We start from the raw sequence: 12,458 nt of genomic DNA on the forward strand, positions 1-12,458 counted from the left end.
CCATTCCGGCCGCTCCGCCGCTAGGCTTGTCCGCCGTGACCGACCCGACCGACGACGCACCCGTGTCGCAGACGGCCCAGCTCTACGACAACCTGCGCGCAGCCATCCTGACCCTCGACATCGCACCGGGGGAGCGCATCTCGGAGCGTGGGCTCGAAGCACGGTTCCACGCCTCGCGCACGCCCGTCCGCGCCGCACTGTCGCGGCTCGAGCGTGAGGGGCTCATCCTGCACGAGGGCCGTTCGTGGACGGTCACCCCGATCGACCTCGACGAGATCGCCTCGCTCGCCGAACTCCGCGGCATCCTCGAACCCGCCGCCGCACGGCTCGCCGTCGAGCGCGCCACCGCCGAGCAGCTCGCCGAGGTCCGCGGGCACCTCGACACCCTCCGTCCCACCCCCGACCAGCAGGCCGGCATCCGGATGGGGTCGACGTTCCACCTGGACCTCGCCGCGCTCGGCGGCAACCGGTTCGTCACCGATGCGATCGCCGATGCCCTGACCCGACTCGAGCGCACGCGCTGGATCGAGGTCCGCACGCCCGAGGCGCGCGACGCCGCATGGGACGAGCACAGCGCCATCATCGACGCCGTGCGCGACGGCGACGCCGACCGTGCAGCGGAGCTCGTGGCTGCCCACGTCGCCGGCACCAACGACCGACTGCTGAGCTGGATCGCGCAGGAGCGCCGACGCCTGCGCGGGGCGGGCATGACGATCGTGGGCGCGACCGAGCGCTGACGCGAGCGGCGCGTGGGCGGTGCGCCGGGCCTCCTGGCCGTGGCGGGGGAGACCCGGCGTGCGCCGCTAGGGGCGGTCCGCCGACTCGGGCGACGCGTCGGCGTCGTCGAACGTGCGGATCGAATCCGTGCGTTCGAGCAGCGCGTCGCGCACCTCGGCCTCGTCGTGGCTCGCGCGGAGTGCGAGCTTGCTCCCGGAACGTGTCGACTGTGACATGTCGTGTCCTTCCCCTGCGTGTGGGCAACCTGGTCGGTGCGGGCCCGCGGCCCGCCGGTGCGCTTCCTCACGGGACGTACTGAGGTCGCAACAGTGTCGCGCGACACCCGCTGTCCCGCAAGCGTTTCCGGCGCCGTGTGGAGAACTCCCGGTACGGGGCATGCCTAGGATGGTCCGGCCGCATGGTCGAGGCGCGGCACCAGCGGACGTCGGACGGGAGGCACGGGTTGGCCGACCAGCGCACCGCACCTCCCACGGTCTACGACGTCGCCTCTGCAGCCGGCGTCTCCATCGCCACCGTCTCGCGCGTGCTCCGCACGCCCGACGCCGTCCGCGAGGGCACCCGGGACCGCGTGCAGGCAGCGATCCGGAGCCTCGGGTACGTCCCGTCCGGCAACGCCCGGGCCCTCGCCGGCAAACGCACCGGCGTCGTCGGACTGCTGCTGCCCGGCTTCGACGTGGTGCCCGACGAGCGGCCGGACCTGGTCACCGACGGTGGCGTCCGCGTGGTCGACGACCGACGCCACGTGACCCAGCCGTTCTCGTCCAACCTGTACTTCGACGAGGTCCTGCGCGGCGCCGAGACCGAGGCCTGGCAGCGTGGTCTCGCGCTCATGGTCGCCGCCGGCCGGGGGTCGTCGCGCGACGTCATCGTGAACGACGTCGCCGGCCGGGTCGACGGGCTCGCCGTGCTGGCGCAGACGGTGCCCGACGACCTGCTCGAGCACGTCGCCCGACGCATCCCGGTGGTGGTGCTCGCCGACGACCGGCGCTCGCACGGGTTCGACTCGGTGAGCGTGGACAACGCCGCGGGCATGCGGACCCTGGCGTCGCACGTGATCGGGCGTCTGGGGATCCGGTCCCTCGCGTACGTCGCGGGCCCGATCGACTCGCCCGACGACATGGAGCGCTCGGCGGGGTTCCGGGCAGCGCTGGCCGACCACGGGGTGCCGGCCTCGGCGGTGCGCACGGTGCACGGTGACTTCGGCAGGGCCCGGGCGCGGGAGCTCGCGGTGTCGCTGCTGTCCGACGTCGTCCCCCGCGCCGTCGTCTGCTCGAACGACCAGTCCGCGCTCGGGGTGCTCGACGCCGCCGCTGCCCGCGGGCTCCGCGTGCCGGAGGACCTCGTCGTGACGGGGTTCGACGGCATCGACGCCGGTCGGTTCTCGTCGCCGCGCCTGACCACGGTGCACCAGCCGATGGGGGCGCTCGGTCGTGCTGCGGTCCTGGCGATCGTCGACCGGCTGGAGCGCCGCGAGGGGCCGCCGCGCGCCGTGCGCCTGCCCGTCGAGGTGCTGCTGCGCGAGAGCTGCCCGCCCGCGCTGTAGCGTGCGTGCCGTCGCGAGGTCGCAAGGTCGCAAGGTCGCGAGGTCGCACCGTGCGGCGTTGCGCATCCCGTGCGACCTTCGGCGCCCCGTGCGAGCCCGGAGCAGTGCACGGAGCGGGCAACCTCGCACCAGTCGGCGCACCTCGCACCGTGCGCCGCCCCGCGAAACAACACCTGCGGTTGCACGCCGCGATGTAAGCGCATACATTGAGCACGTACCGAATCGACATGGAGGTCGACCGAGCAATGACGCTTCCCCCACAGCGCACGCGCGGCACGCGTGACCCAGGCCCACGCCGCCGAGGCCGCCTCGTCGCGGCCATCGCCGGCCTCGCCGCAGTGGCCCTCGTGGCCACCGGCTGCAGCATCCAGGTCCGATCCGAACCCGATCCCACCATCGGCAAGGACACGATGCTCATCAACGCGGACCGCGGCAACCCGCTGTTCGACCGCAACTTCAACCCGTACATCGCGAACGCCCGCACGGCCTCCAAGTGGATGTACGAGCCCCTCATCGAGGTGAACCCCCTCGACGGCAAGCGCAACCCGTGGCTCGCCAGCGCGTGGAGCCAGCCCGACGCGAAGACCATCGACATGACGATCCGCTCGGGTGTCGAGTGGTCCGACGGTTCGCCCTTCAGCGCGAAGGACGTCGTCTTCACCTTCGACCTGCTCAAGAAGTTCCCCGCCATGGACGTGAAGGGCGCCTGGCAGCACATCAAGAGCATCGAGCAGGACGGTGACCACGTCGTCTTCCACCTCAAGAGCGAGGACGTCCCGAGCCTGACGATCATCGGCCAGACGTACATCCTGGGCGAGGACCACTGGGGCGGCGTGAAGGACCCGACGACCTGGCGTGACCCGAACCCGGTCGGCACCGGTCCGTTCGTCCTCGGCAACTACACCGACCAGCAGTACTCGATGAACAAGAACCCGAAATGCTGGCAGGCCGACAAGATCGCCATCAAGCACCTCATCCTGCCGGCGACGAACACCCAGCTCGACACCGTCACCCGCGGCTACGACTGGGCGTACTCGTTCATCTCCGACGTCAAGGGCACCTGGGGTGCCGCGTCGAAGACGAACGAGTGGTGGTTCCCGGCCGGCGGTGTGATCGGCCTCATCCCGAACCTCACGAAGGCGCCGTACAGCGACGTCAACGTCCGCCGGGGCATCTCGCTCGCGCTGGACCGTGACGCCATCGCCGAGACCGCGTCCGAGGGCAACCTGTCGGCGGCGGGCCAGACCGGCCTGATCCTGCCGAACCAGGAGCGCTACCTCAACCCGGACATCCCCGACAAGGGCATGATCACCCAGGACACGAAGGCGGCGCTCGCGAGCTTCGAGAAGTCCGGCTACTCGGTGCAGGGCGGCAAGGTCGTCAAGGACGGCAAGCAGCTCGCGATCACGATCATGACCGCGAACGGCTACTCCGACTGGCTCCGCGCCGCGCAGGAGGTCCGCCGCGAACTCACCGCCATCGGCATCAAGGTGACGATCCAGGCGCCGCAGCCCGCCGGCTACCAGCAGAACATCAACAACGGCGAGTTCGACATGGCGATGGGCGGCATGGGCAACGGTGACGTCTACCAGGCGTTCAACTCCCTGCTCAGCACCGAGTTCTACCAGCCGGTCGGCAAGTCGACCGTCAACAACTACGAGCGCTACAAGAACGCCGACACCCAGAAGCTCCTCGACGAGTACAAGGCGACGACGGACACCGCGAAGCAGCAGGAGATCCTCGACCAGCTGCAGCAGACCGTGTACGACGAGCTCCCCGTCATCGGCATGTACTACGGCGGGCTCTGGGGCCTGTTCAACACCGGCAAGTTCGTCGGCTGGCCGAGTGCGAAGGACCCCTACATGGCACCGCAGAACTACGACTCGGCACCGCTGCTCATCTTCACGAAGCTCCGGCTGCGCGACAGCGCCGCCGGCAAGCAGATCCTGCAGGAGCAGAAGGCGCAGGAGGACCAGAAGTGAAGTACATCCTCCAGAAACTCGTCCTCTTCGTCCTGACCCTCTGGGCCGCGGTGACGCTGAACTTCGTGCTCCCGCGCCTGATGCCCGGCAGCCCGGCCGACGCCGCACTCGCCAAGCTCAGCCAGAACGGTCCGGTCACCGACGCCACCAAGAAGGCCATCGAGGCCCAGCTCGGGGTGCCGACCGGCAACCTGTGGGACCAGTACGTCAGCTACCTGCACCAGGTCATCACCCTCGACTTCGGGACGAGCTACACGTTCTACCCGCAGCCCGTCGGCGACCTCGTGTCGAAGGCCCTGCCGTACACGCTGATCCTGGTCGGGGTCGTCACGATCCTGGCGTTCGTCCTCGGCACCCTGATCGGTGTCGCGGCCGCGTGGAAGCGCGGCACCTGGCTCGACTCGCTCCCGACCCTGTCCGGCAGCTTCATGTCGACGTTCCCGTACTTCTGGACCGCCCTGCTGCTGCTGTTCTTCCTCGGCTACGTGCTGCACTGGTTCCCGACCACGGGTGCCTACTCGGCCACGACGACGCCCGGCCTGAACGGTGCCTTCTTCGGCGACGCCCTGCAACACGCGGTGCTGCCGGCGGTCACGATCCTGGTGACGAGCCTCGGCGGCTGGATCATCGGCATGCGCAACGCGATGATCAACACCCTCGGTGACGACTACGTGACCTTCGCCGAGGCCAACGGCCTCCGCGGACGCACCGTCGCCATCCGCTACGCGGCCCGCAACGCGATCCTGCCGAACCTGACCGGCTTCGGTCTGGCGCTCGGTGGCGTGGTCGGCGGTTCCGTCCTGGTCGAGCAGGTCTTCGGCTACCCGGGCATCGGCTACCTGCTGTTCAACGCCGTGATCGGGCAGGACTACCCGCTCATGCAGGCCCTCTTCCTGATGATCACCGTGTCGGTGCTCATCGCCAACTTCATCGTGGACGTCATGTACGGCGTTCTGGACCCGAGGACGCGTCGATGACCAACGCAACCGTGTCGGTGCGCACACAAGAGAACGCACCCAACGAAGAACAGCAGGCGCCGAGCAAGCTCCGCGCCGCCGCCCGCCAGTTCGGCGTCGTCTGGTCGAACAAGAAGGCCCGGATCGGCATCATCATCCTCGGCGTCTTCGTGTTCGTGGCGGTCTTCGCCCCGCTCCTGGCCCCGTACGGCGCCAGCCAGAACGGCTTCGCCCGGTCCGCCGACGCGACGCCCGACCACTGGATGGGCACCACCGCCGCCGGCGAGGACGTCCTGTCCCAGATCATCTACGGCGCTCGCATCTCGGTCATGGTCGGCGCGGTCGCGGGCATCCTGTCCACGCTCGTCGCCGTCGCGATCGGCCTCAGCTGGGGCTACGTCCGCGGCTGGATCGCCGAGGTCATCGGGTTCATCGTGAACCTGTTCCTCGTCATCCCGGGTCTGCCCCTGATGATCGTCATCGCCGCCTACCTGCAGAACGGCGGCATCGCGGTGATCATCGCGGTCATCGTCGTGACCGGTTGGGCGTGGGGTGCGCGTGTGCTCCGTTCGCAGACGCAGTCGCTGCGCGGCCGGGACTTCGTCACCGCCGCCCAGTTCTCCGGTGACGGCGCGACCCGCATCGTGTTCCGCGAGATCCTGCCGAACATGACGAGCCTGATCGTCGGCAGCTTCTTCGGCGCCGCCACCAGCGCCATCCTCGCCGAGGCGGGCCTCGAGTTCCTCGGACTCGGCGACTCGTCGATCGTCAGCTGGGGCACGATCCTCTACTGGGCGCAGAACTCGAACGCGCTCCTCACGGGGCAGTGGATCCTGCTCTTCGCGCCGGGTCTCTGCATCGCCTTGCTGGCGATGAGCCTCACCCTGATCAACTTCGGCGTCGACGCCGTGTCCAACCCGCGGCTGCGCGACGGCGCACGGCCCCGTAAGGAGAAGCGCGCATGAGCGGCTTGCCAGAAACGCACACGGCAGACGGCCTGGAGGCGCCCACCGGCGCCGCCACGGGCCTCCAGTCCGACGCCCGTCACGACCAAGGCGACGCCTCCGTCCTGCTCGACGTCCGCGACCTGTCGGTCGTCTACGAATCGGCCGGTCAGAGCGCCGTCCAGGCCGTCGACCACGTGTCGTTCCAGCTACAGAAGGGCGAGTTCGTCGGCCTGGTCGGCGAGTCCGGTTCGGGCAAGTCGACGCTCGGCTACGCGCTGACCCGGCTGCAGAAGCCGCCGGCGCGCACGAACGGCGGCAGCATCGTCTTCGCGGGCAAGGACATCCGCGACCTCGACGACGAAGCCCTGCGCCAGCAGCGGCAGGGCGGCTTCGCCATGGTGCTGCAGTCCGGCATGAACGCGCTCAACCCGGTGCGCACGATCCGGAACCACTTCATCGACGTCTTCAGGGCGCACGGCCACGTGTCGCGCGACCGCTGGGACGCCCGGATGAAGGAGCTCATCGAGAAGGTGAAGCTGCCGACCTCGATGCTCGCCCGGTTCCCCGGGGAGCTCTCCGGCGGCATGCGGCAGCGCGTGTCCATCGCCCTGGCGCTCTCGCTCGAGCCGCAGCTCATGGTGTTCGACGAGCCGACGACGGCGCTCGACGTGCTCGTGCAGCACGCCGTGATGGACACGATCATCGAGCTGCAGCGCACCGAGGGCTTCACGGCGATCCTGATCAGCCACGACCTCGGCATCGTCCTCGAGGCCACCGAGCGCGTCCTCGTGATGCACGAGGGCCGCATCGTCGAGGACGGCGGCTCCCGCGAGATCCTCCGTGACCCGCAGGACGAGTACACGCAGATGCTGCTCTCGCACTACGCCGACCCCCGCGCCGAGGTGGTGTCGCTGCCGGGCTTCCCGGACCGCTCGCTCCGCGCCGAGGCCGGCGAGAAGCGGCAGGAGACGACCTCGTCGTTCAGCACCGTCGGGTCCCGCGAGCGCAGCGCCGCCCGCAACCCGATCGTCGTCGACCACATCGTGAAGACCTACCCGGCGCCCCGCCGCGGTGAGCAGCCGGTGCAGGCCGTGCGCGACGTGTCGTTCACCCTCGAACCCGGGCAGTCGCTCGCCCTGGTCGGCCAGTCCGGTTCGGGCAAGTCGACCATCGCGAAGCTGCTCACCGGGGTCGAGAAGCCGACCACCGGCACGGTCCGCTTCGGCGACCTCGACGTCGCCCGCCTCGGCAAGCGCGGCCTGCGGGACCTGCGCTCCGAGGTGCAGATGGTGTTCCAGGACCCGTACTCGGCGCTCAACCCGCTGCACACGGTGGAGTACACGCTGTCCCGGCCGATCGCGAACTACACCGGGCTGACCGGCCGTGATGCCCGGCGCCGGGTGCTCGAGCTGCTCGAGACGGTGGGCCTCACCCCGGTCGAGCAGTTCGCCCAGAAGCTCCCGCACCAGCTCTCCGGCGGGCAGCGGCAGCGCGTGGTGATCGCCCGGGCACTCGCGAGCGACCCGCAGGTGATCATCGCCGACGAGCCGGTGTCGATGCTCGACGTGACGCTGCGTGCCGGGGTGCTCGCACTGCTCGAGGACCTCCGCGAGCAGTGGGGCGTCTCGCTCCTCTACATCACGCACGACCTGCTGAGCGCGCGGCTCATCACGGACGACATCATGGTGCTCCACGAGGGCGCCGTGGTCGAGCGGGGTCACACGGCCCAGGTGCTGCAGGACCCGCAGGACCCGTACACGATCGCCCTCCTCGACGCCGTGCCGAACCCGCGCCGCACGCTCTCGGAAGGACGACCATGACCACCCTGCACGACTTCCCGACGGTCCCGCCGTTCGGGCACCTGCCCACCCCGGACGGCGTCGACGTCGTCGGGATCGACGTCCCGGTCGGGCGGCTCACGGCCTACCGGATCGTGCCCGCGGGGGTGTCGAAGGGCACTGTGCTCATCGTCCCCGGGTACACCGGCTCGAAGGAGGACTGGCGCACGTTCCTGCCCGTCCTCCGCGACGCCGGGTGGACCGCGGTCGCGATCAGCCGGCGTGGTCAGGCCGACTCGGCCGCGCCTACCGAGCCGCGGGACTACTCCCTCGACGAAGAAGCGGCCGACGTCGTCCGGGTCGCGCGCCTGCTCGACGACGGCGCCCCCGTGCACCTGGTCGGGCACTCGCTCGGTGGTGTGATCGTCCGGGCGGCCGCGCTGCAGGACCCGACGGCGTTCCGCGACGTCGTGCAGTTCTGCTCCGGCCCGCACGGGTGGCCGTACCGCAAGGTCGCCGAGCTGACGATCCTGCACGACACCGGGGGGAACCTCCGGCAGCTGTTCGACTCGTCGAACCCGCTCTGGGCGTACCGGCCCGACGAGGAGCTGCCCGACGACGTCCGGATGGTGCGCGACCGCTTCGACGCGACGAGCCCGCTCAGCGTCGTCGCCGGTGGCCACATCCTCGAGGACCACACCGACGCCTCCGACGCCCTGCGCGCCACGGGCCTGCCGGTCCTCGTCGCCCACGGCGAGTGGGACAACGCCTGGCCGATCCCGTGGCAGCGGGCGATGGCCGAGCAGACCGGCGCCGAGTACGTCGTCATCCCCGCGAGCTACCACGGCCCCCAGGTCGAGAACCCGCTCGGGACGGTCGCCGTCTTCGACGCCTTCCTGAGCCAGCACTGACTCGAACACGCACTGAAAGGCACCATCATCTCCACGCTGCAGTTCCCCGACGGCTTCCTCTGGGGCGCCGCCACCGCCGCCCACCAGATCGAGGGCAACAACGTCAACAGCAACTGGTGGGTGCACGAGCACGAGCCGGACACCACCATCGTCGAGCCCTCGGGTGACGCGGCGGACAGCTACCACCGGTACCGCGAGGACATCCGCATCGCCGCCGAGCTCGGGTTGAACTCGTACCGGTTCAGCATCGAGTGGGCCCGCATCGAGCCCGAGCGCGGGTTCGTCAGCCGCGCCGAGGTCGACCACTACCGCCGCATGGTCGACGCCTGCCACGAGTTCGGCATCGAGCCGATCGTCACCCTCATGCACTTCACCGTGCCGCGCTGGTTCGAACGCGACGGCTTCTGGCGCGCCCCCGATGCCGCCGACCTGTTCGCCCGCTACACCGAGGCCGCGCTCCCCGTGGTGCAGGACGGCGTCCGCTACGTCTGCACGATCAACGAGCCGAACATCGCGGCCATGCTCGCCGGCGGCGAGGACGCGGCCAACCTGGTGGCCTTCGGCCTGCCGAACCCGGACCTGGGCGTCGCCGATGCCCTGCTGGCCAGCCACAAGCGGTCGCGCGAGGTCCTGTCACAGGTGTCGGGCCTCCGGTCGGGGTGGACCATCGCGACGCAGGCATTCAAGTCCAACGGTGAGCCGGGCGCGGACACGATGCTCCGCGAGTACGGGTACCCGCGCGACGACTGGTACCTCGAGAACGCCGCCGGCGACGACTTCCTGGGCGTGCAGGCCTACACGCGCACGTTCATCGGTCCGGACGGGCCCTTGCCCGTGTCCGACGACGTCGAGACGACCCTCACCGGCTGGGAGTTCTACCCCGAAGCCTCGGCCGACGGGCTCCGCAGCGCGTGGGGGCTCTCCGGCGGCGTCCCGCTGATGATCACCGAGAACGGCATCGCCACCGCCGACGACAGCCGTCGGCAGGCGTACACGCAGGGCGCCCTCGAGGGCATCCACCGCTGCATCGAGGACGGTATCGAGGTCCTCGGCTACCAGCACTGGTCGCTCCTCGACAACTACGAGTGGGCGTCGGGCTTCCGGCCGACGTTCGGGCTGGTCGCGTGGGACCGTGAGACCTTCGAGCGCACGCCGAAGGACTCCGCCCGCTGGTACGGGCGCGTCGCGCAGGCGAACGCCGTCGAGCAGGTCACCGTCTAGGACGGTCGACCCGCGAGCGCGCGGCGGACGGGAGGCCCTGCTCCCGTCCGCCGCGCTTCGTCACGTCCGGCGCGGGTCGGCCCACGGGCCGTGGTGCGGACCGCGCTCAGGCAGCCGCGAGCAGGTCGGCCACGGCCGTCTCGCGGAGCAACTCCGCGCGGTCCGCAGCGGTCGAGCCCTCGTCGTCCACGGCATCGCGGTCGACGCCCTGCGCCAGCACCGCACGGACGGTCTCGACGTCGCCGGAGTCGACGGCCGCGATCAGCAGCGTCGCGCCACGTGAGCCGCGCGCCGCGGTGTCCGCACCCGCGGCGGCGAGGGCACGCACGATCGCGGCGTGCCCACCCCACGCGGCGCGGATGATCGGGGTGTTGCCGTCGCCGTCACGGGCCTCCAGGTCGGCACCCGCTGCCACCAGCACGTCGACCGCCCGTCGCGCGTCGCGGTCGATCGCCAGCGTCAGCGGCGTCCGTCCCTCGGTGTCCTCGAGCTGCAGGGTCGCACCGCGGCGCAGGAGCTCCTCGAGCATCTCGGGGTGGTCGAACCACGCGGCGGCGTGCAGCGGGGCGAAGCCCCAGCGGGGGTCGACGTCGTCGACGTCGCTCGCGTCGTCGGCCAGGTGCAGTCCGCCGAGGTCGCCGTAGGCCGCGGCCCGGACCACCTCGGTCGTCCACTCCACCCAGCCGTCCGGCACCGGGCCGTGCCAGCCGCGTGCCGGGCGCGACTCCAGGCCGGAGTACACGGACTCGGCGACGCTCCGGATCGCCACCCGGACACCACGGAACCGGATCGCGACCTCGCCGACGGGGGAGATCAGCAGCCGGAGTTCCCAGGCGTCGTGCTCGTTCAGGTACTCGAGCTCGCCCCGGGCGACGTGCGCGTCACCGGCGAGCAGTGCTGCGGGATCGACCCCGGGCGGGTCGATGACGGCATCCCGGAGCCGGAGCGACACCCTGGCGTGGTTCCAGCGGCGCCACAGGCCGCTCGGGGTGTCGAGGACCTCGTCGTTGCGGACCACGATGTCCGCGTGCACGACGACCGGGTCGGGCACACCGTGGCCCGGTAGATCGACGGGGGTCGTCACGTCGTCCTCGTCGGCGTCCGGGTCGACGACGGCGTCGGCGGACTCCACGACCCATCGTTCGATCCGCGAGTCGGTCCACTTGACCGTCAGGAGCGCGGCGACCGTGGGAGGGGCGTCCTCGAGCAACCGGGTCACGTGTTCGCGCTGGCCGTCGAAGTCCTCGAGGGAGACGTAGCCAACGGAGGGCCAGTTCACTCGACTCCATCGCACGGGACGACACTACCCGGCGGGTAGCCGGTGCCTCGCGGCCCGTGGGGTCCGTGGTGGTGCGGTCCGACGACGCTGGAGCCGCCGGATCACCGGACGGTCGACCGCGAACCACACCACGACCGCGGCGGCCACGGCGGCGACCGGCGTGGCGATGCCCGCGACGATCGGCGCTGCGGGGCCGGAGACGACCGCGGCGACCACGGCCACCGTCGCCGGTGCGAGGATCGGGTGCGTCAGATACAGCGCGTACGAGGCATCGCCCAGCGTCCGCCCGACGGTGCCGGTGCACCGACGCAGGAGCGGCTCACCCACCACCGTCGTCGCCAGGGCCGCGGCCGCGAGCGGCAACAGCAGCAGGCTCGGCACGGACGCGCCCGCGACGGTGCCCACCACGAGCCAGATCGTGGTGATCGCCGCGGTCCGGAGCAGTGCCAGCCGGGTGCGGCGGTCGAGTGCCCACCGGCCGATCACCATGCCGACCAGGAAGCACAGCACGATGCGGTTCGCGTGGAACTGCCAGGTCGGCCACCCGTCCGGCCCGCGGAACGCCGAGGCGACCGCGAGCCCGACGAAGACGACGGACGCCAGCCGCAGGGGGTCGGAGCGGGTGGCGAGCGCGATCGTGACGACCACGTAGAACAGCAGCTCGAACGACAGCGTCCAGGTGACCGTGAAGAACGGCTCGACCACGCCGTTCGGGCCGCGGCCGGGCAGGAACAGGTACGACGACACGATGTACGTCGGTGACGTGGCCGCGCGTTCCAGGGCCTGTGGGGCGACCAGCAGCGTGACGAGCTTGATCGTCATCACCGCCCACGCGAGCGGCAGGATGCGGACCAGCCGACGGCGGAGGAACCCACGCCAGGTCGGCCTCGGGGTCCGCTGTGTCACGAGCACCGCGACGAACCCGCTGATCGCGAAGAACACCGTCACCCCGACCTGGCCGACGGGGATGTCGACCAGGGGTGTGCCGAGACGGGCGTGCAGGTACGTCGGCAGGTGCGAGAACACGACGAGGAGCGCGGCGACGAACCGCAGCACCTGGACGCCGGTGAAGGTCGGTCGTTCGGCTGGCATCGAGCAACTGT

Annotated in this window: 11 protein-coding genes; 8 read left to right on the plus strand and 3 right to left on the minus strand. The window is 70.7% G+C overall.

Going from position 1 to position 12,458, the window contains the following annotated elements:
* The first annotated feature begins 35 nt into the window (after nucleotides 1-35).
* Entirely contained in the window at nucleotides 36-737 is a 702-nt protein-coding gene (locus tag MXD64_RS02395; RefSeq protein WP_235045662.1) for a GntR family transcriptional regulator, read from the plus strand.
* Nucleotides 738-803: 66 nt separating this feature from the next.
* On the opposite strand, the gene MXD64_RS02400 is transcribed toward MXD64_RS02395, so the two are convergent.
* Complete coding sequence (locus MXD64_RS02400; protein WP_017886398.1) at nucleotides 804-953, minus strand: hypothetical protein; 150 nt, start codon at nucleotides 951-953, stop codon at nucleotides 804-806.
* 182 nt (nucleotides 954-1,135) lie between these two features.
* Here MXD64_RS02400 and MXD64_RS02405 point away from each other — a divergent pair, with 182 nt between their 5' ends.
* The 7 genes from MXD64_RS02405 (at nucleotide 1,136) to MXD64_RS02435 (ending at nucleotide 10,076) form a co-directional block, all read left to right on the plus strand.
* A complete protein-coding gene (locus MXD64_RS02405) occupies nucleotides 1,136-2,281 on the plus strand; it encodes a LacI family DNA-binding transcriptional regulator (protein WP_017886397.1) in 1,146 nt (381 codons plus the stop codon).
* Between the two features lie 206 nt (nucleotides 2,282-2,487).
* Nucleotides 2,488-4,263, plus strand: coding sequence for an ABC transporter substrate-binding protein (locus MXD64_RS02410; protein WP_263137081.1), 1,776 nt, complete (start codon nucleotides 2,488-2,490; stop codon nucleotides 4,261-4,263).
* Nucleotides 4,260-5,240: an ABC transporter permease gene (locus tag MXD64_RS02415; protein WP_017886395.1), complete on the plus strand. Its 981-nt coding sequence runs from the start codon at nucleotides 4,260-4,262 to the stop codon at nucleotides 5,238-5,240. Before MXD64_RS02410 ends, MXD64_RS02415 begins: the two co-directional genes overlap by 4 nt.
* Nucleotides 5,237-6,184 (plus strand): ABC transporter permease, encoded by a 948-nt coding sequence (locus MXD64_RS02420; RefSeq protein WP_042538639.1) that lies wholly within the window; start codon nucleotides 5,237-5,239, stop codon nucleotides 6,182-6,184. Before MXD64_RS02415 ends, MXD64_RS02420 begins: the two co-directional genes overlap by 4 nt.
* On the plus strand, nucleotides 6,181-7,986 hold the full coding sequence (locus MXD64_RS02425; protein ID WP_263137082.1) for an ABC transporter ATP-binding protein: 1,806 nt from the start codon (nucleotides 6,181-6,183) through the stop codon (nucleotides 7,984-7,986). The genes MXD64_RS02420 and MXD64_RS02425 overlap by 4 nt, the downstream gene beginning before the upstream one ends.
* Nucleotides 7,983-8,855: an alpha/beta fold hydrolase gene (locus MXD64_RS02430; RefSeq protein WP_214585083.1), complete on the plus strand. Its 873-nt coding sequence runs from the start codon at nucleotides 7,983-7,985 to the stop codon at nucleotides 8,853-8,855. Before MXD64_RS02425 ends, MXD64_RS02430 begins: the two co-directional genes overlap by 4 nt.
* 24 nt (nucleotides 8,856-8,879) lie before the next feature.
* Nucleotides 8,880-10,076 carry a glycoside hydrolase family 1 protein gene (locus MXD64_RS02435; protein ID WP_411512262.1) on the plus strand — a complete coding sequence of 399 codons (1,197 nt, stop codon included), beginning with the start codon at nucleotides 8,880-8,882 and terminating at the stop codon, nucleotides 10,074-10,076.
* Between the two features lie 106 nt (nucleotides 10,077-10,182).
* Here the strand turns inward: MXD64_RS02435 and MXD64_RS02440 are convergent, their stop codons facing one another.
* Both MXD64_RS02440 and MXD64_RS02445 read right to left on the minus strand, forming a co-directional pair.
* The gene (locus MXD64_RS02440; protein ID WP_194590389.1) at nucleotides 10,183-11,370 is read right to left on the minus strand and encodes an ankyrin repeat domain-containing protein; all 1,188 of its coding nucleotides are present in this window, start codon (nucleotides 11,368-11,370) and stop codon (nucleotides 10,183-10,185) included.
* A 9-nt stretch (nucleotides 11,371-11,379) separates the two neighbouring features.
* On the minus strand, nucleotides 11,380-12,447 hold the full coding sequence (locus MXD64_RS02445; protein ID WP_259575625.1) for an acyltransferase family protein: 1,068 nt from the start codon (nucleotides 12,445-12,447) through the stop codon (nucleotides 11,380-11,382).
* Between the last annotated feature and the right edge of the window lie 11 nt (nucleotides 12,448-12,458).

Source organism: Curtobacterium sp. Arg-1, from assembly GCF_025643395.1.
In the GTDB taxonomy this organism is placed as follows: Bacteria; Actinomycetota; Actinomycetes; order Actinomycetales; family Microbacteriaceae; genus Curtobacterium; species Curtobacterium poinsettiae.

What these genes read in the sequence shown, in the direction of transcription:
- MXD64_RS02445 (WP_259575625.1), bottom strand. Translation starts at nt 12,447, where the DNA reads ATGCCAGCCGAACGACCGACCTTCACCGGCGTCCAGGTGCTGCGGTTC.
- MXD64_RS02405 (WP_017886397.1), top strand. Translation starts at nt 1,136, where the DNA reads ATGGTCGAGGCGCGGCACCAGCGGACGTCGGACGGGAGGCACGGGTTG.
- MXD64_RS02400 (WP_017886398.1), bottom strand. Translation starts at nt 953, where the DNA reads ATGTCACAGTCGACACGTTCCGGGAGCAAGCTCGCACTCCGCGCGAGC.
- MXD64_RS02425 (WP_263137082.1), top strand. Translation starts at nt 6,181, where the DNA reads ATGAGCGGCTTGCCAGAAACGCACACGGCAGACGGCCTGGAGGCGCCC.
- MXD64_RS02430 (WP_214585083.1), top strand. Translation starts at nt 7,983, where the DNA reads ATGACCACCCTGCACGACTTCCCGACGGTCCCGCCGTTCGGGCACCTG.
- MXD64_RS02420 (WP_042538639.1), top strand. Translation starts at nt 5,237, where the DNA reads ATGACCAACGCAACCGTGTCGGTGCGCACACAAGAGAACGCACCCAAC.